The 15,995-nt window shown below is 62.4% G+C and carries 17 protein-coding genes and 1 pseudogene; 7 read left to right on the top strand and 11 right to left on the bottom strand.

Annotation, left to right across the window (positions count from 1 at the left end; translation table 11 throughout):
- Positions 1–48 precede the first annotated feature (48 nt).
- From IFT75_RS10235 to IFT75_RS10225, 3 genes are all read left to right on the top strand, one after another.
- Complete coding sequence (locus IFT75_RS10235; RefSeq protein WP_122475185.1) at positions 49–678, top strand: LysE family translocator; 630 nt, start codon at positions 49–51, stop codon at positions 676–678.
- Positions 679–790: 112 nt separating this feature from the next.
- Positions 791–2,665: a DUF1302 domain-containing protein gene (locus tag IFT75_RS10230; RefSeq protein ID WP_192054684.1), complete on the top strand. Its 1,875-nt coding sequence runs from the start codon at positions 791–793 to the stop codon at positions 2,663–2,665.
- A 147-nt stretch (positions 2,666–2,812) separates the two neighbouring features.
- The gene (locus IFT75_RS10225) at positions 2,813–3,511 is read left to right on the top strand and encodes an OmpA family protein (RefSeq protein WP_122475182.1); all 699 of its coding nucleotides are present in this window, start codon (positions 2,813–2,815) and stop codon (positions 3,509–3,511) included.
- A 55-nt stretch (positions 3,512–3,566) separates the two neighbouring features.
- Here the strand turns inward: IFT75_RS10225 and IFT75_RS10220 are convergent, their stop codons facing one another.
- Both IFT75_RS10220 and pta read right to left on the bottom strand, forming a co-directional pair.
- The gene (locus IFT75_RS10220) at positions 3,567–4,445 is read right to left on the bottom strand and encodes an acyltransferase (RefSeq protein ID WP_192054682.1); all 879 of its coding nucleotides are present in this window, start codon (positions 4,443–4,445) and stop codon (positions 3,567–3,569) included.
- A 10-nt stretch (positions 4,446–4,455) separates the two neighbouring features.
- A complete protein-coding gene (gene pta / locus IFT75_RS10215; protein ID WP_192054681.1) occupies positions 4,456–6,552 on the bottom strand; it encodes a phosphate acetyltransferase in 2,097 nt (698 codons plus the stop codon).
- Positions 6,553–6,778: 226 nt separating this feature from the next.
- On the opposite strand from pta, the gene IFT75_RS10210 reads away from it, so the two are divergent.
- Positions 6,779–7,264 (top strand): FKBP-type peptidyl-prolyl cis-trans isomerase, encoded by a 486-nt coding sequence (locus IFT75_RS10210; protein WP_122475177.1) that lies wholly within the window; start codon positions 6,779–6,781, stop codon positions 7,262–7,264.
- Between the two features lie 109 nt (positions 7,265–7,373).
- Here IFT75_RS10210 and IFT75_RS10205 read toward each other — a convergent pair whose 3' ends face one another.
- The 4 genes and pseudogenes from IFT75_RS10205 to cysZ form a co-directional block, all read right to left on the bottom strand.
- Positions 7,374–8,561, bottom strand: a complete 1,188-nt coding sequence (locus IFT75_RS10205) for a glycosyltransferase family 4 protein (protein ID WP_192054679.1) — start codon at positions 8,559–8,561, stop codon at positions 7,374–7,376.
- Between the two features lie 42 nt (positions 8,562–8,603).
- Positions 8,604–8,912: a hypothetical protein gene (locus IFT75_RS10200; protein ID WP_192054678.1), complete on the bottom strand. Its 309-nt coding sequence runs from the start codon at positions 8,910–8,912 to the stop codon at positions 8,604–8,606.
- Between the two features lie 129 nt (positions 8,913–9,041).
- Positions 9,042–9,327 (bottom strand): annotated as a pseudogene (locus IFT75_RS10195) (aquaporin); the annotation flags it as partial.
- Between the two features lie 255 nt (positions 9,328–9,582).
- Positions 9,583–10,311: a sulfate transporter CysZ gene (cysZ, locus tag IFT75_RS10190; RefSeq protein ID WP_122795313.1), complete on the bottom strand. Its 729-nt coding sequence runs from the start codon at positions 10,309–10,311 to the stop codon at positions 9,583–9,585.
- A 233-nt stretch (positions 10,312–10,544) separates the two neighbouring features.
- Between cysZ and IFT75_RS10185 the strand changes: the two genes are divergently transcribed.
- Both IFT75_RS10185 and trxB read left to right on the top strand, forming a co-directional pair.
- Entirely contained in the window at positions 10,545–11,144 is a 600-nt protein-coding gene (locus IFT75_RS10185; RefSeq protein WP_122475170.1) for a peroxiredoxin, read from the top strand.
- A gap of 134 nt (positions 11,145–11,278) precedes the next feature.
- On the top strand, positions 11,279–12,241 hold the full coding sequence (gene trxB, locus IFT75_RS10180) for a thioredoxin-disulfide reductase (RefSeq protein ID WP_192054676.1): 963 nt from the start codon (positions 11,279–11,281) through the stop codon (positions 12,239–12,241).
- Between the two features lie 166 nt (positions 12,242–12,407).
- Here the strand turns inward: trxB and IFT75_RS10175 are convergent, their stop codons facing one another.
- From IFT75_RS10175 to IFT75_RS10155, 5 genes are all read right to left on the bottom strand, one after another.
- Positions 12,408–12,749: a HopJ type III effector protein gene (locus IFT75_RS10175; RefSeq protein WP_192054674.1), complete on the bottom strand. Its 342-nt coding sequence runs from the start codon at positions 12,747–12,749 to the stop codon at positions 12,408–12,410.
- Positions 12,742–13,038, bottom strand: coding sequence for a DUF1244 domain-containing protein (locus IFT75_RS10170; RefSeq protein WP_049861226.1), 297 nt, complete (start codon positions 13,036–13,038; stop codon positions 12,742–12,744). The genes IFT75_RS10175 and IFT75_RS10170 overlap by 8 nt, the downstream gene beginning before the upstream one ends.
- A 27-nt stretch (positions 13,039–13,065) precedes the next feature.
- Complete coding sequence (gene folX / locus IFT75_RS10165) at positions 13,066–13,437, bottom strand: dihydroneopterin triphosphate 2'-epimerase (protein ID WP_049861227.1); 372 nt, start codon at positions 13,435–13,437, stop codon at positions 13,066–13,068.
- 59 nt (positions 13,438–13,496) lie between these two features.
- Entirely contained in the window at positions 13,497–14,198 is a 702-nt protein-coding gene (folM, locus tag IFT75_RS10160; protein WP_122475165.1) for a dihydromonapterin reductase, read from the bottom strand.
- A gap of 67 nt (positions 14,199–14,265) precedes the next feature.
- On the bottom strand, positions 14,266–14,832 hold the full coding sequence (locus IFT75_RS10155) for an antibiotic biosynthesis monooxygenase (protein ID WP_122475163.1): 567 nt from the start codon (positions 14,830–14,832) through the stop codon (positions 14,266–14,268).
- Between the two features lie 206 nt (positions 14,833–15,038).
- On the opposite strand from IFT75_RS10155, the gene IFT75_RS10150 reads away from it, so the two are divergent.
- Positions 15,039–15,986 (top strand): MerR family transcriptional regulator, encoded by a 948-nt coding sequence (locus IFT75_RS10150; protein ID WP_192054672.1) that lies wholly within the window; start codon positions 15,039–15,041, stop codon positions 15,984–15,986.
- Positions 15,987–15,995: the final 9 nt, after the last annotated feature.

Below are 15,995 nucleotides of genomic sequence, written 5' to 3'. Positions count from 1 at the left end.
TTTTTGCAATCACCGTGTTTGCATCTGCCGCGCCTGGAGCCTGCCGTCATGTACTGGACCGAATTTCTCACCGTTGCCTTCATCCACTTGCTGGCGGTGGCCAGCCCGGGTCCGGATTTTGCGGTGGTGGTGCGCGAAAGCGTCAGCCACGGACGCCGGGCCGGTCTGTGGACCGCGCTGGGGGTGGGCACGGCGATCTTCGTCCACGTGGGCTATTCACTGCTGGGGATCGGCCTGATCGTGTCCCAGTCCATCGTGCTGTTCAATGTGCTGAAGTGGGCCGCTGCGGCGTACCTGCTCTACATCGGTTTCAAGGCCCTGCGCGCCAAGCCGGCCGCGGTCGACGTGCAGGCCAGCAGCGCGGCGCCGGTCCAGCGCACGCCCAAGGGCGCGTATGTGGCCGGGTTCATGACCAATGGCCTGAACCCCAAGGCCACCTTGTTCTTTCTTTCCCTGTTTACCGTGGTCATCAGTCCGCACACGCCGCTGCCGGTGCAGGCCGGTTACGGCGTGTACCTGGCGCTGGCCACGGCGCTGTGGTTCTGCCTGGTCGCCATGCTGTTCAGCCAGCGCCGGGTGCGCGAAGGCTTCGCGCGCATGGGCCATTGGTTCGACCGCGCCATGGGCGTGGTGCTGGTGGCGCTGGGGGTGAAGATCGCCCTCAGTGAAATACGCTGAAACCTGCCGCGCGCTGGCGTCGGATAGCGCTTCTGGCTGGCTATAATGGCGGCGCAGTGCCCCTTGCCAGCACCCTAACGAACAGAGAACAGCGGAACATGGATCAGCGTCGATGAACTCAGTACACCTGTCCTGTCGCCGGGCCAGATTACCCCTGGCAGTTGGTCTGGCGACGCTTGCCGGGCCGGCGCTTGCCGTCAGCTTCAACATCGGCGAAATCGAGGGGCAGTTCGATACCGCGCTGTCGGTCGGCGCCAGCTGGTCCACGGCCGGGGCGAACCGCAACCTGATCGGCGCCAACAATGGTGGCTCGGGCCTGTCGCAGACAGCCGACGACGGTCGCTTGAACTTCAAAAAGGGCGAAACCTTTTCAAAGGTCTTCAAAGGGCTGCACGACCTGGAACTGAAATACGGCGACAGCGGCGTGTTCATTCGCGGCAAGTACTGGTACGACTTCGAACTCAAGGACGAAGGCCGTCCCTTCAAGGACATCAGCGACGTCCATCGCAAGGAGGCCGCGCAGTCCTCCGGCGCGCAGCTTCTCGACGCGTTCGTCTACCACAACTACGCCATCGCCGATCAGCCAGGCGGCGTTCGTCTGGGCAAGCAGGTGGTCAGTTGGGGCGAGAGCACCTTCATCCAGAATGGCATCAACGCCCTCAACCCGATCGACGTCTCGGCCTTGCGCCGACCCGGTGCCGAGATCAAGGAAGGGCTGGTCCCGGTCAATCTGTTCTACGTCTCGCAGAGCCTGACCGACAACCTCTCGGCCGAGGCCTTCTACCAGCTCGAATGGGACCAGACGGTGGCTGACAACTGCGGCACGTTCTTCGCCCGGGCAGACGTTGCCGCCGATGGCTGCAGCGACAATCTGCGCCTGCTGAGCAAGCGCTCGGGCCTGCCTGCCGCTGATCTTCCAGCGCTTGCCGCTGCCGGTGTGAATGTCAACGAGGAGGGGGTGCTGGTGCGCCGCGGTGCGGACCGCGATGCGCGCGACAGTGGCCAGTTCGGCGTGGCGCTGCACTACAACTACGACCCCCTGGACACCGAGTTCGGTGCCTACTTCATGAATTACCACAGCCGCCTGCCGCTGTTCAACGCCACCGGCGCATCGACCGCGACCTATGCGTCAGCGTCGCGCGCCGGGGCCTTGGCGCCGTTGCTGGTGGCCGGCAATTCCAGCTACTTCTACGACTACCCCGAAGACATTCGTCTTTACGGGCTGAGCTTTTCCACCACGCTGCCTACCGGCACTGCCTGGAGTGGCGAAGTCAGCTACCGGCCCAATGCACCGGTGCAGCTCAACACCACCGACATTCTCTATGCCGGTGCGCGCCCGCTGGGCGGCACCTACAGCAATGCGTCGCTGCTCGACGGCACGCCCGGCCAGGACTTGAAGGGCTACCGCCGCAAGGAAATCACCCAGCTGCAGACCACCCTGACGCATTTCTTCGATCAGGTCATGGGCGCAGATCGGTTGACCGTGGTGGGCGAGGTAGGCGTTACCCATGTCGGTGGCCTGGAGAGCAGTTCGCGCAGGCGCTACGGTCGCGACGCGGTGCATGGTCCCGGTGCGTTGCCCGCCACCAATGGCCTGGACACCTGCGCAACCCTGCTCAACAGCGCTACCCTGGCCGCTGCGGGTCCAGGTGCCTCGACCAGCAATCGTTCGCGCAACTGCACCGACGGCGGTTTTACCACCAGCACCGCATGGGGCTATCGTGCCCGCGCCATCTGGGACTACAACAGCGTGCTCGCCGGGATCAACCTGCGCCCCAGCGTGGCGTGGTCGCACGATGTGTCCGGCTATTCGCCGAGCCCCGGCGGCAACTTCGAGGAAGGTCGCAAGGCGGTCAGCCTCGGGCTCGATGCCGAGTACCAGAACACCTACACGGCGAGCCTGTCGTACACCAACTTCTTCGACGGCAAGTACACCACGGTGGATGACCGCGACTTCCTCGAACTCAGCTTCGGCGTGCATTTTTAAGCGGCTCTTTGCAAGCTGCAGGCGTCGAGCCTGGTCGGCCCGGTGTGGGGAATCTTTCCCGGGGTTTGCCGTCCAAAGCAGTCATAGGTCCATGACCCGCCGTATTTTGTTTTGCAGATTTCCGCCTTCTTGTAGTAGGAGTTGCCCATGTTTACCTCGCGTCGCTTGATCACTGCCGCCGCTGCCATCGCCCTGTTGTCCGGGTGCGCGTCGCAGAATCCGTATGAAAACCAGGGCCAGGCCCAGGGTTCGTCGGGCATCAGCAAGACCGCCAAGTATGGCGGGCTGGGTGCACTGGCCGGTGCCGTGGCCGGTGCCGCCATCGACCACAACAACCGCGGCAAGGGTGCCTTGATCGGCGCTGCCGTGGCGGGTGCCGCTTCGGCAGGCTATGGCTACTACGCCGACCGCCAGGAAGCCGCGCTGCGTGAAAGCATGGCCAACACCGGGGTCGAAGTGCAGCGCCAGGGCGATCAGATCAAACTGATCATGCCGGGCAACATCACCTTCGCCACCGACTCGTCGAACATCTCCAGCAGCTTCTACTCGCCATTGAACAACCTGGGCAATTCGTTCAAGCAGTTCAACGAGAACAACATCGAGATCGTCGGCTACACCGACAGCACCGGCAGCCGCCAGCACAACATGGACCTGTCGCTGCAACGCGCCCAGGCGGTCAGCAACTACCTGACCTCCCAGGGTGTCGATGGCTCGCGCCTGTCGGTCCGCGGCGCAGGTCCCGACCAGCCGATCGCCAGCAATGCCGACGCCAACGGCCGCGCCCAGAACCGCCGTGTCGAAGTCAACCTCAAGCCGATTCCAGGCCAGCAATACCCGCAGCAGTAATCACTGCTTCGGCCATGAAAAATCCCGCTCTGACAGCGGGATTTTTCATGGGTGATCAGTGTGTCTCGAGTCGCTCGAGCGTCGCGTCCTTCTGCGTCCACAGCGCGTTGACCCATGCCTGGAAGCGAGCCCGGTACTCGTCGTCCTGATCGTAGCTGTGGCCGATGAATTGCGCCGGAATCGGCAGCTCTTCGAACAGCACATGAATCTCGCCCACCCGACCGCACAGCAGATCCCAGAACCCGGGGGCGCCCTTGGGATAGAACACCGTCACGTCGACCATCGACTGCAGTTGCTCGCCCATGGCATCGAGCACGAAAGCAATGCCACCGGCCTTGGGCTTGAGCAGGTGGCGAAACGGTGATGCCTGGGCCGCGTGCTTGGCCGGGGTGAAGCGCGTGCCTTCGGCGAAGTTGAAGATGGCGGTCGGCTTGCCGCGAAACTTGGCGCAGGCGCGCCGCGTGGTGAGCAGGTCTTCGCCTTTCTTTTCCGGATGCCTGGCCAGATAGGCCTTGGAGTAGCGTTTCATGAACGGGAAGCCGAGCGCCCACCAGGCCAGGCCAATGACCGGCACCCAGATGAGCTCGCGCTTGAGGAAGAACTTCAGCGGGCGAATGCGCCGGTTCAGCACGTATTGCAGCACCAGGATATCGACCCAGCTCTGGTGGTTGCTGGTCACCAGGTAGGAGTGCTGGTAGTCCAGGCCTTGCAAGCCCTCGACTTTCCAGCCGATACCGCCGAGCAGGTTCATCCAGCCCTTGTTGTTGCTGATCCAGGCTTCGTGGATGTGGCGCATCAGTTCGTCGGTCACACGCTGCGCCGCCGCGAACGGCAGGCACAGCTTGATCAGGCTGACGATGAACAGCGGCGTGCAGCAAACGAGGGTGTTCAGCGCCAGCAGCAGCGCGGCGCACAGGCCGGTAAGCGTTTTCAAGAGAAGGGTCCTAGAGGTCGATGGTGCGGTTGGCCTGGATGGCAGTCAGGGCAATGGTGTAGACGATGTCATCGACTTGAGCGCCACGCGGCAGGTCGTTGACCGGTTTGCGCAGTCCTTGCAGCATCGGCCCCAGGCTCACGCAATCGGCGCTGCGCTGGACCGCCTTGTACGTGGTGTTGCCGGTGTTCAGGTCGGGAAACACGAACACCGTCGCGCGGCCGGCGACCCGGCTGTCCGGGGCCAGTTGGCGCGCCACGTTTTCATTGGCGGCCGCATCGTATTGCAGCGGGCCGTCGATCAGCAGGTCGCGCTGGATCTCCTGGGCCAACTGGGTGGCCTCACGCACCTTCTCGACTTCTTCGCCACTGGCCGAGTTGCCACTCGAATAGCTGATCATCGCCACTCGCGCGGCAATGCCGAAGGCTTCGGCGGAGTCGGCGCTCTGCAGGGCGATCTCTGCCAGTTCCGCAGCGCTGGGGTGCGGGTTCATCACGCAGTCGCCATACACCAGCACCTGATCGGGGAACAGCATGAAGAACACCGAGGACACCAGGCTGCAGCCGGGCGCGGTCTTGATCAACTGCAGGGCCGGGCGGATGGTGTTGGCAGTGGAATGGACGATGCCCGACACCAGGCCATCCACTTCATCCAGGGCCAGCATCATGGTGCCGATCACCACGTTGTCTTCCAACTGCTGCTCGGCCATGGGCGCGTTCAGGCTTTTGCTCTTGCGCAGGGCAACCATCGGCTCCACGTAGCGACCGCGGATCAGGTCGGGGTCGAGTATCTCGAGCCCTTCGGGCAGTGCGATGCCGTGGGCGCTGGCGACCGCCTGCACCTCGTCTGGCTTGGCCAGCAGCACGCAGCGTGCAATGCCGCGCGTCTGGCAGATGGCGGCCGCCTGGATGGTCAGGGGGTCGTGACCTTCGGGCAGCACGATGCGCTTGTCGGCCTGTTGCGCGCGTTGGATCAGCTGATAGCGGAACACCGCCGGTGACAGGCGCAGTTCGCGCGGGGTACCACAGCGCTGGTGCAACCATTGGGCATCCAGATGGCCAGCGACGAAATCGGTGATGATCTCCGCGCGCTCGCGGTCATCAATGGGGATTTCCTTGTTCAGCTGGTTCAGGCGCGTGGCGGTGTCATAGGATCCCGTGCTCACCGACAGCACCGGCAGGCCGGCCTGCAAGGCGCCCCGACACAGCTCGAGAATGCGCGGGTCGGGAAGGGTGTCGCTGGTCAGCAGCAGCCCGGCGAGGGGCATGCCGTTCATGGCGGCCAGGCTCACTGCCAGAATGATGTCGTCACGGTCGCCTGGGGTGACCACCAGAACCCCCGGTTTGAGCAGCTGCACGGTATTGAGCACTGTGCGCGCGCAGATGATGATCTTGTTCATGCGCCGCTGCTCGTAGTCACCGGCGTTGATCACCTGGGCGCCGAGCAGCTCGGCCACGTCGCGCGTGCGCGGGGCGTTGAGGTCGGCCTGATAGGGAATGCAGCCGAGCAGGCGAAAATCGCCGCCACGCAGCAGGGGCGAGTGTTCCTTGAGACGGGCGGCGAAGACGTCAATGCCTTCATCGGTGCGGACCTTGTTGAGGATGACGCCCAGCACCTTGGGATCACGCGGGCCCCCGAACAGTTGCGCCTGCAACTCGACCCGGCCGGAAAGCTCGGCGAGCACTTCGTTCTCGGCACTCGACACCAGAATCACGTCGGCATCCAGGCTTTTCGCCAGATGCTGGTTGACCCTGGCCGCATAACTGGCGTGGCGCGTGGGCACCATGCCTTCGACGATGACCACATCGTTGCCGACGCAGGCCTGCTGGTACAGCGTCAGGATCTCTTCGAGCAACTCGTCGAGCTGACCGTCGCCCAGCATGCGTTCCACATGCGCCAGGCCCAGGGGCTTGGGTGGTTGCAGGCCATGGGTACGGGCCACCAGTTCGGTCGAGCGTTCGGGGCCCTGATCGCCGGGGTGTGGCTGGGCAATGGGCTTGAGAAAGCCGACTTTCAGGCCGGCGCGCTCCAGGGTGCGCACCAGCCCCAGGCTGATGGAGGTCAGGCCGACGCCAAAATCGGTCGGCGCGATGAAAAATGTTTGCATGCGAGCTTCTCGGGTGAGCTTCGGGCTGCACGCTACAAGCATCACGCCACGGCCCGCAAGTAGAAACGAATCGCGCCGCAGGCAGTCATAACCTCAAGATGCGTGCAGAAGGCCCAACGGCCGCGCGCATCGTGTCCGGTCGACCACTGGCCGAGTGGGTTCGCTTTCACGCCATCCCTTGGTTACACTTGGTCGTTCTACATTCTTATGCAAAAGGTCTTACCTCATGCTGATCGCCGCCAACAAGGCTGTCTCCATCGAATACACCCTGACCAACGACGCCGGTGAGGTTATCGACAGCTCCGCCGGCGGCGCGCCGCTGGTCTATCTGCAGGGCGCTGGTAACATCATCCCCGGCCTGGAAAAGGCGCTGGACGGCAAGCAGGTCGGCGACGACCTGGACGTCGCCATCGAGCCTGAAGATGCCTATGGCGAGTACGCGGCCGAGCTGGTCAGCACCTTGTCGCGCAGCATGTTCGAAGGCGTCGACGAGCTGGAAGTGGGCATGCAGTTCCACGCGTCCGCGCCTGATGGCCAGATGCAGATCGTGACCATCCGCGATCTGGATGGCGACGACGTCACCGTCGACGGCAACCACCCGTTGGCCGGTCAGCGTCTGCACTTCAAGGTCAAGGTCGTCGACATCCGCGACGCCAGCCAGGAAGAAGTCGCCCACGGCCACGTGCACGGCGAGGGTGGTCATCACCACTGATCTGGGCAAGGCGCTCTTGCGAGCGGCCAGGCGCAGATGCAAAAAAGGGGCACGTCTGCGACGTGCCCCTTTTTTTTGCCCCGCCACATCTCTACCTCTGTACGAGCGGTCAGCGGCCGCGAAGGGGCGCTGCGGTGTTGGCCAGGGCCACTGGAGACGTCACGTAGCACGCACCGCTCAGCTGCTTCTCGAACTGCTCGACGATGGCCGCCCAGCCCTGACGGCTGGCATGTCGGCGCGCATTGAGGCGGACCCGCCGCAAGTTCTCTTCATTTTCCAGCAACCAGCCCGCCGCCTCGAGAAACGCCGCCTCGTCGCCCGGCATGGCCAGCGCGCCACTGTGCCCGTGGCGAATGTGCTGCGCGGCGGCGGCCTCATCGTAGGCCACCACGGCCAGCCCTGATGCCTGCGCTTCCAGAACCACGTTGCCGAAGGTTTCAGTAAGGCTGGGAAACACGAAGATATCGCCGCTGGCGTAGTGTTCAGCCAGCACCTCGCCGCGCAATGCCCCGCAGAATATCGCCTCGGGCATCTTTTGCTGCAGGTTGCTTCGCCGCCCCCCGTCACCTACCACGATCAACTTCATCACGCGCTGTGGATACTGCGCCTGCAGATGGCTGAAGGTGCGTGCGAGCAGGTCCAGATTCTTCTCCCGCGCCAGGCGTCCGACATGGATCACCGCCAGGTCGCCCTCCGCCAGTCCCCAACTCTGGCGCAACGTCAGGCCGCGCCGCGCAGGATGAAACAGCTGACCATCGACGCCGCGCGCCAGCAGATGCAAGCGCTCGAAGCCGCGTCGTTGCAATTCCAGGCGTTGGCCGTGGCTGGGCACCAGGGTCATGTGCGTACGGTTGTGAAACCAGCGCAGATAATGCGTCACCACACGCGTCAACAGCCCCAACCCACTTTGTGCTGCGTATTGCTGGAAGTTGGTATGAAAGCCGCTGACCACCACGATACCCAGCAGCCGTGCCGCGCGCAGTGCGCTCAAGCCCAGTGGACCCGGTGTGGCGACATACACCACATCGGGCCGCCTCGAGCGCCAGTGCCGCACCAGCCGTCGCCCGGACGACTCGCCCCACTGCAGCCCCGGATAGCCGGGTATCGGCCAGCCGCGACACAACATCACATCGTCGCCGAGGCCTCTGTCCTGTGCCTGTCGCGGACGCACCACATCCACTCGGTGCCCGCGGCTGCGCAACCCTTCGCACAGATACTCGAGCGTACTGGCGACCCCGTTTATCTCGGGGGTGAAAGTTTCGGTAACCAGGGTGATATGCAGAGAGGGAGCTGTCATCAGCTCAGTTTCGAAGCGTTGTGTTGCGCGAGTATGGCGCTTTCATGAGGTTTTTATGACTTCAAGTTTCCAGTCGAACAGTATTTCGCGTAATTCCTGCCACGGATGTTGTGGCTCGCAGCTGTCATTAGCGCATTTCGCCAAGTGATTCGAATTGAAAGGCTGAGAAGAGGTTGAATACGTTTGCAATCCGCCGCACTCGACGCAAAAGATTTCACGTTCCATGATATGCCAGGAAACATGCCAGTGCTTCAGTCGTTTATCAGCGGAAAAAGTCGGAATCATCACAGCCTCGCGATGGTTGCAATTGCGACGTGGGAGCAAGCGTACAGTATCTTGATAGAGTTTCATGACGAAGCGACCGAGCCTACACATGGGCGGGAATCTTCAGATCATTTTTCTCGCCCATGGCTCTGCCCACCCAGCCTCCGATCAATCCGCCCATGATCGGCGCGAGCCAGAACATCCAAAGCGCTGCTGCCGCGGCTATCGCTCCAGCAACCTGAGCCAGTACGTAGGGCAATACTTCACTGGAAGAGATCCTGCCACCGGCCCACAGTCCAACGGTGACGGCAGGGTTGAAGTGCCCCCCCGAGATAGGCCCTACCGCATACGCCATGGTGAGCACGGTCAAACCGAACGCCAGCGATACACCCGCGAATCCAATACCCAGTTCCGGGAATTTGGCGGCGAATATGGCACTTCCACACCCCCCGAACACAAGCCAGAATGTGCCCAGGAACTCAGCTGCCAGTTTCCGATTCATATTGATGATGCTCCAGTAGTTCAAGGTGATAGTTGCAAATCAACCTGACCACTGGAATGCACAGGTTACATCTTGAAGGCGCGATGTAAGGCAGTGGGATGTTACCGTTGCCAACCGCTGTGCGCGGCGTGGCTGGAAAGAACTGAAGAAACGTGTCAGGCGTTTGTCAATGACGCAAACGTTTCTGGGTAGAGGTAGAATAGTCGATTATGAACTGGCCGTAATCATTAACGACCAGTGGTTATCGCCAAAGACTTATTGTCGCTCGCGCACCCAGAACAATGTCGCGCCTGCCACCGCTGCAGGCATCATCAAAACGTTTACTCCCGGGATCAGCAGTGCCAGGTAAACGATGCCGCCGAAACTGAGGCTGCGCCAGCGCTTCTGCCGCAGCCAAGCGAGCATGTCCTGCCAACTCATCTTGTGGTTGTCGGCGGGGTAGTCGATATATTGAATAGCCATCATCCAGACCCCGAACAGCAACCACAGAGGGGCGGCAATGATATTGAGCATAGGGATGAACGACAGTACGAACAGTGCCAGGGCGCGGGGCAGGAAATAGCCGAGCTTGCGCGCTTCGCGAGCCAGCGTACGTGGGATCATTTCAAACAGTTCGGTCCAGCGGAAGGCAGGGAAGTCGTCCTTGCCCCGCGCGACCACCTCGACCTTCTCGGAGAGAAAACCGTTGAAAGGGGCGGCGATGATGTTGGCCAGCATGGTGAAGCTGAAGAACACCATGAAGGCTACGAGCACCGCAAACAGCGGCCAGAGTATGAAGCTGAGGAAACCCAGCCAGTTGGGCAGGCTTTGGATCAAGTGGTCGACCCACCCGCTGAACAGGTGGCCGGCGAAGTAGATCAGGCCAACGAACAGCACCAGGTTGATGCTCAATGGCAGCAGTACAAACAGCCGCAGCCCGGGGGACAAGACCATTTTCAGGCCCTCGCGCAGGTATTGCGGGCCGGACAGTGCAGGGACAGGCATGGACAACTCCGAGACAGGGGAAACGTGCTGACAGTACCGGCTTTGCCGACGCTCGGGAACCACGGCAATGGCCGGTAACAACCTTGCGTGCTCTGCACGAATGGCCCGTTCGCGTATAGACGAGGGCTATGGGTTGGATTGCCAAAGGGTATTTCCCTAATCGGGCCCACCTCGTTAAGCTTGGACACATCGAATTTCAACCCTTTCCCATCTTCGCTTCCAAGGAGTTCTTCATGAGCATTCTGGTCAACCGCCAAGCCCCTGACTTCGACGCCGCTGCCGTACTGGGCGACGGTTCGATCGTCGACAGCTTCAAGTTGTCGTCCCTGCGTGGCAAGTATGTGGTGCTGTTCTTCTGGCCGTTGGATTTCACTTTCGTGTGCCCATCGGAAATCATCGCCCACAACAACCGCATCGCCAAGTTCCGCGAGCTGGGTGTCGAAGTGGTCGGTGTGTCCATCGATTCGCAGTTCACTCACCACGCCTGGCGCAGCACGCCGGTGGAGAAGGGCGGTATCGGTGAGGTCGAATTCACCATGGTCGCCGACGTCAAGCACGAGATCGTCCGCGCCTACGGCGTCGAGCACGAAGATGGCGTGGCCCTGCGTGCCTCGTTCCTGATCGACCAGCAAGGTGTCGTGCAGCACCAGGTGGTGAACAACCTGCCGCTGGGTCGCGATGTCGACGACATGGTACGACTGGTCGAAGCGCTGCAGTTCACCGAACAGCATGGTGAAGTCTGCCCGGCCGGCTGGCGTCCGGGCCAGAAAGGCATGAAGGCCGATGCCCAGGGCGTCGCCGACTACCTGGCTGGAAATGCCAAGAGCCTGTAAGCGCTGACCCTGCCTGGATTTCACGGGCAAGTTTCTGGGCTGGCGGCGTTGAACCTTCCCCAAGGTGCCTTGCCAGTCCTTTTTATTCCAGCCGCACCGGATCGGCGCCAACGTCCGGCAGTCAGGAGTTAGTCATGTCTCAAACCCGTCATTCCCGCGTGATCATCCTGGGCTCCGGCCCTGCCGGTTACAGCGCTGCCGTGTACGCTGCGCGCGCCAACCTCAAGCCGCTGCTGATTACCGGCATGCAGGCAGGCGGTCAGTTGACCACCACTACCGAAGTCGACAACTGGCCAGGCGACCCCCATGGCTTGACCGGCCCGGCCCTGATGGAGCGCATGCGCGAGCACGCCGAGCGCTTTGAAACCGAAATCGTCTTCGACCACATCAATGCCGTTGACCTTGCTGCCCAGCCGTTCACCTTGACGGGTGACGGCGCAACCTACACCTGCGACGCGCTGATCATCGCCACCGGCGCCAGCGCGCGGTACCTGGGCTTGCCGTCGGAAGAGGCGTTCATGGGCAAGGGCGTTTCGGCCTGTGCCACGTGCGATGGCTTCTTCTATCGCAACCGCGAAGTTGCGGTAGTGGGCGGCGGCAACACGGCGGTCGAAGAGGCGCTGTACCTGGCCAACATCGCCAGCAAGGTGACCCTGGTCCATCGTCGCGATACCTTTCGCGCCGAGAAGATCCTGATCGACAAGCTGCATGCTCGCGTGGCCGAAGGCAAGATCGAACTCAAGCTCAATGCCACGCTGGAAGAGGTGCTGGGCGACAACATGGGCGTGACCGGTGCGCGCTTGCGCAACAACGATGGCATTGCCGAAGAGCTGAAGGTCGATGGCGTGTTCATCGCGATCGGTCACACGCCGAACACTTCGTTGTTCGACGGGCAATTGGCTCTGAAGGACGGCTACATGGTGGTTCAGGGCGGGCGTGAAGGCAACGCCACCGCGACCAGCGTCGAGGGCGTATTCGCTGCCGGCGACGTGGCTGACCATGTGTACCGCCAGGCAATTACCTCGGCCGGTGCCGGCTGCATGGCAGCGCTGGATGTAGAGCGTTATCTGGATGGGCTGGCCAACGCTTCGTTCTGATCCAGAACCGCAGCGCGGCTTTCGCGGGTAGAACCCGCTCCCACAGGGTGTTGTACTCATAGTGAGGGACACTGTCCCTGTGGGAGCGGGTTCTACCCGCGAAGAGGCCCCAAAGCCGGGCAGAAAAAAACCGACCCCTGCAGGTCGGTTTTTTCATGCCTGCCCGTTAGCCCCGACGGGTCAGCGGCTGTTCGGAAAACTTCACCCCCGCCAACCCATGCGCCATCAGGTTGCGGATATTACCGTGATCACTGCCCTCGGGCGTCGCCACCACCGAACGGTAGTGTTCGCCAAACGCCAGCAGTGCCTCTTCATCGCTCAAGCCTTCCAGCAGTGCCAGGCCCAGGGTCTTGCAGGACCCTTCGTTCTGCCCGGCAGCATTGTCCAGAGCGCCGTTGCTGAATGCCTGTGGCTCATAGGCATAGTGCTCGGCGACGAAGGCCAGCGTCGCGGCGAACTGATGTTCACCGCTGGCCAGGCTGGCGCGCAGCGAATTTACATCACGCATTGGGCGTCCCCTTGGCGAAGGCCGCCTGCTGTTCGGCGCTGGCTTCCTGCTGGTATTGCGCCTTCCACTGCGCATAGGGCATGCCGTAGACGACTTCGCGGGCCTCATCGAGGCTGACCTCGACCTGCTGCTCGTCGGCGGCCGCCTTGTACCACTTGGACAGGCAATTGCGGCAGAACCCTGCCAGGTTCATCAAGTCGATGTTCTGCACGTCCTTGCGTTCGTCCAGATGCTTCACCAGGCGGCGGAAAGCCGCTGCTTCCAATTCCAGGCGTTGTTGTTCGTTCATGTCGCTCTCCTGCTGGGCGGCAACCGGTCAGCGGCTGCCGGCGAGGGTGATCGAAACCGATTCGGCGAAGCGCAGCGCATGGGGCTTGTCGACTTCCACTTCGGCATAGCGCACGGCGGTGTTCTGCATGACCAGATCGAGAATCTCCTGGGTCAGGCGTTCGAGCAGGGCAAACCGGTTGCCCTCCACATGCTGGATCACCGCCTTGGTGATGGTGCGGTAGTTCAGGGCATGCTCGATATCGTTGTCGCGCACCGCTTCGAGCGCCGGATACAGGACGGTGAGGTTGATCAACACATCCTGCTTGTTGACGATTTCGTCTTCGTTGATACCGATGAAGGTGCGCAAGCGCAGGTCCTTGACCCGGATGCGTGCCATTCCTGGCTGCAGTGGTGCCATCGTTGTGTGCTCCGCAGAATGTTCGGGGCCAGCGTCGTGCCGAACCGACGCAGGCATGCCTATTTTACGTGTCTGCCGCCGTTGACGGTCAAGGTCGTGCCCGTCACATAGGGGTTTTCCAACAGGTAGCGCAGGCTCTGGTAGATGACCTCGGCACCCGGCTCGATGCCCAGGGCCGACTTGGCCAGCGATTTGTAGCGATAGTCGGCATCGTCATCCGGGTTGAACAGAATCAGCGCCGGGGCAATCCCGTTCACTTTGATCGCGGGCGCGAACCGTGCCGCGAACGACAGCGTGAGGTTGTCGAGTCCCGCCTTGCTCGCGCAATAGGCCATGTGCTTGGCGCTGCCCTTGCGCGTCACGTCATCGCTGATGTGCACGATGTCGGCAGGTTTCGACGCGCGCAGCAGGTCGGCGCAGTGCAAGTTGATCAGATAGGGCGCCAGCATGTGCACATTGACCATCTGCTGGAACGCGGCGGCTTCGTCTGCGGCGCTGTCCGCGATCCAGGCCGAGGCATTGTGCACGATGGCACGCAGCTGGGTGGTCTGCGCCTTGAGTGCGTCGATGAAGGCCAGGATGCCGGCTTCGCTGGCGAAGTCGGCATGGATGGTCACCGCGCCCATCTCGCGCAGGTGCGCAACGGTTTCGCGCTCCTGGCGATAGCTGATGATGACCGGTTGGCCTTCGCCCAGCAGGCGTTCGGCACAATGCAGGCCGATGCGCTGGCTGGCGCCGGTAATGAGGATCGGGTGAGGCATGGGGCGAGCTCTTCGTCGGCAGGTTGCTGAGCCGATTTATATCACAAAGCGCAGCAGGTCCGGCCGTTCACGCCACCTTGGCCTTGGGCAGCGGCGCCCGGCTCGGCGTGGCGTGCAACCAGCCGCGCAACAGGCGCGTCGACAGCGGAATGAAAAAGAACACCATGAGCGGGGTCAGGGCCAGGGTGCTGAGCATGACTCTGGGCACCAGGCTGATCTCGTTCAGCACGTGACCGAACAGGAAGTTGAAGATCAGCGATACCGGAAAGAACGCCAGCCAGATGGCCACCGCCTGTTTCCAGCGCGGCGGGCGCTGCAGGCCACTGTCGCCGAACCAGCCTTCGGTGCCGCTGACCCGGTGCACGTGTGGCTGGGCGAACAGTTCACTGCCACGGCCAAGCCAGGAGCGACGGGAGGCAGAATGCTCCCATGCATGCAGCGTGGTTTCATCGGCAAAACGGAAGATGATCTGGAATTCGTCATCGCCCGGCGCGGGCGCCAGAACGCCTGAACCCAGGTAACCTGGAAAATCGGTGGCCAGTTGTTCGCCCTCATGCAGCCAGGCGATCAGGTCCTGATATTTGCCATCGGCCACGCGGCGCGCAACCATCAGGGTAACGGGGGAGGTAGACATCGTGTATCTCCAGGCAGTCTGGCGCTCCGGGTAGGAGCCTCCATCGAATGCAGCGCCGGGGTGGTGGCGTGCATCTGAAATCAAGCAAGTATTATTCCCGAAAACCGCTGCGTGCACATCTACCGTCGGTTGGATCATCCACAAACCCCAAGCCTCTGCCAGCGGTTACACTGTGCGTTCCTGTTCCTGGCGGCGGTTGACTAGCAATGAGCGAATCCGGCACCCGATTGCCCGGCGTGCAAGACCACGCGCTGGACGAGCTGTACCCCATTCGCGAGGTGGCCCGGTTGACCGGGATCAACCCGGTCACGCTGCGTGCGTGGGAGCGCCGCTATGGTCTGGTGCAGCCTACCCGCACCGAAAGTGGGCACCGCCTGTACTCCCTGGCCGATATCGAAGAGGTGCGCAGTATCCTGGGCTGGATAGAGCGGGGCGTGGCGGTGAGCAAGGTGGGCAAGATTCTGGCGCGCACCCAGCAGGCCAGAACCGCGCTGCCCGGGCCCTGCGACGAGCACGGTGAATGGCAGCAGTGGCAGGAGCGGATTCGCCAGTGCGTACGTGAGTTTGCCGAAGCTCGGCTCGATCAGATCTACGGCCAGGTGTTTTCCAGCTATCCGCTGGCCGTGGTATTCGAACAGGTATTGATGCCGGTCTGGCAGGAGCTGCTGGTGCATCAGGGCCACTTCGGCCGGGCCAGCGAATGGTTGTTCCTCGACACCTTCCTGCGTGCCCGCACGCTGCAACGGCTGCGCCTGGCTTCCGATCAGGGCCAGGACAACCGGGTATTGCTGGTGGCCATACCAGAGCAGTGCCGGGAACTCGAGCTTCAGGTCGCAGGCCTGCTGCTGGGCGGACCGCAAGTCGAAGTGCAACTGCTCGGTCTGGGCCAGCCGCTCGAAGAGCTGAGCCTGGTCTGTGAAAAGCTCGCGCCCCAGGCAGTGGTGCTGTTCTCCAATCGCCCAGCGCCACCGGCACTGCCACGGCAGCTGGCCAGACTGAACAACGCCCTGAGCTGCCCGTTGCTGTTGGCCGGAGAGCTGTCCGAAATCATGCAGGACAGCCTGCGATCCACTGAGATCGCCTGCCTGGGCAGCGATGGACGTTTGATGCAACGGCGTTTGCAGCAGTACCTAGCCGGGCATCTGGACAGCTGATTCGGCGCA

Source organism: Pseudomonas sp. CFBP 8758, from assembly GCF_014841725.1.
Taxonomy (GTDB): Bacteria; Pseudomonadota; Gammaproteobacteria; order Pseudomonadales; family Pseudomonadaceae; genus Aquipseudomonas; species Aquipseudomonas baltica.
Note: the sequence above shows the minus strand (reverse complement) of the source record. Positions and strands in the feature narration are given on the sequence as shown.

Excerpts from the sequence above, each read along its gene's own strand:
- IFT75_RS10205 (WP_192054679.1), bottom strand. The coding sequence starts at position 8,561 with ATGACAGCTCCCTCTCTGCATATCACCCTGGTTACCGAAACTTTCACC.
- IFT75_RS10200 (WP_192054678.1), bottom strand. The coding sequence starts at position 8,912 with ATGAAACTCTATCAAGATACTGTACGCTTGCTCCCACGTCGCAATTGC.
- IFT75_RS10210 (WP_122475177.1), top strand. The coding sequence starts at position 6,779 with ATGCTGATCGCCGCCAACAAGGCTGTCTCCATCGAATACACCCTGACC.
- IFT75_RS10185 (WP_122475170.1), top strand. The coding sequence starts at position 10,545 with ATGAGCATTCTGGTCAACCGCCAAGCCCCTGACTTCGACGCCGCTGCC.
- IFT75_RS10150 (WP_192054672.1), top strand. The coding sequence starts at position 15,039 with ATGAGCGAATCCGGCACCCGATTGCCCGGCGTGCAAGACCACGCGCTG.
- IFT75_RS10235 (WP_122475185.1), top strand. The coding sequence starts at position 49 with ATGTACTGGACCGAATTTCTCACCGTTGCCTTCATCCACTTGCTGGCG.
- IFT75_RS10155 (WP_122475163.1), bottom strand. The coding sequence starts at position 14,832 with ATGTCTACCTCCCCCGTTACCCTGATGGTTGCGCGCCGCGTGGCCGAT.
- folX (WP_049861227.1), bottom strand. The coding sequence starts at position 13,437 with ATGGCACCACTGCAGCCAGGAATGGCACGCATCCGGGTCAAGGACCTG.
- IFT75_RS10225 (WP_122475182.1), top strand. The coding sequence starts at position 2,813 with ATGTTTACCTCGCGTCGCTTGATCACTGCCGCCGCTGCCATCGCCCTG.
- folM (WP_122475165.1), bottom strand. The coding sequence starts at position 14,198 with ATGCCTCACCCGATCCTCATTACCGGCGCCAGCCAGCGCATCGGCCTG.
- IFT75_RS10170 (WP_049861226.1), bottom strand. The coding sequence starts at position 13,038 with ATGAACGAACAACAACGCCTGGAATTGGAAGCAGCGGCTTTCCGCCGC.
- trxB (WP_192054676.1), top strand. The coding sequence starts at position 11,279 with ATGTCTCAAACCCGTCATTCCCGCGTGATCATCCTGGGCTCCGGCCCT.
- IFT75_RS10230 (WP_192054684.1), top strand. The coding sequence starts at position 791 with ATGAACTCAGTACACCTGTCCTGTCGCCGGGCCAGATTACCCCTGGCA.
- IFT75_RS10175 (WP_192054674.1), bottom strand. The coding sequence starts at position 12,749 with ATGCGTGATGTAAATTCGCTGCGCGCCAGCCTGGCCAGCGGTGAACAT.
- pta (WP_192054681.1), bottom strand. The coding sequence starts at position 6,552 with ATGCAAACATTTTTCATCGCGCCGACCGATTTTGGCGTCGGCCTGACC.
- cysZ (WP_122795313.1), bottom strand. The coding sequence starts at position 10,311 with ATGCCTGTCCCTGCACTGTCCGGCCCGCAATACCTGCGCGAGGGCCTG.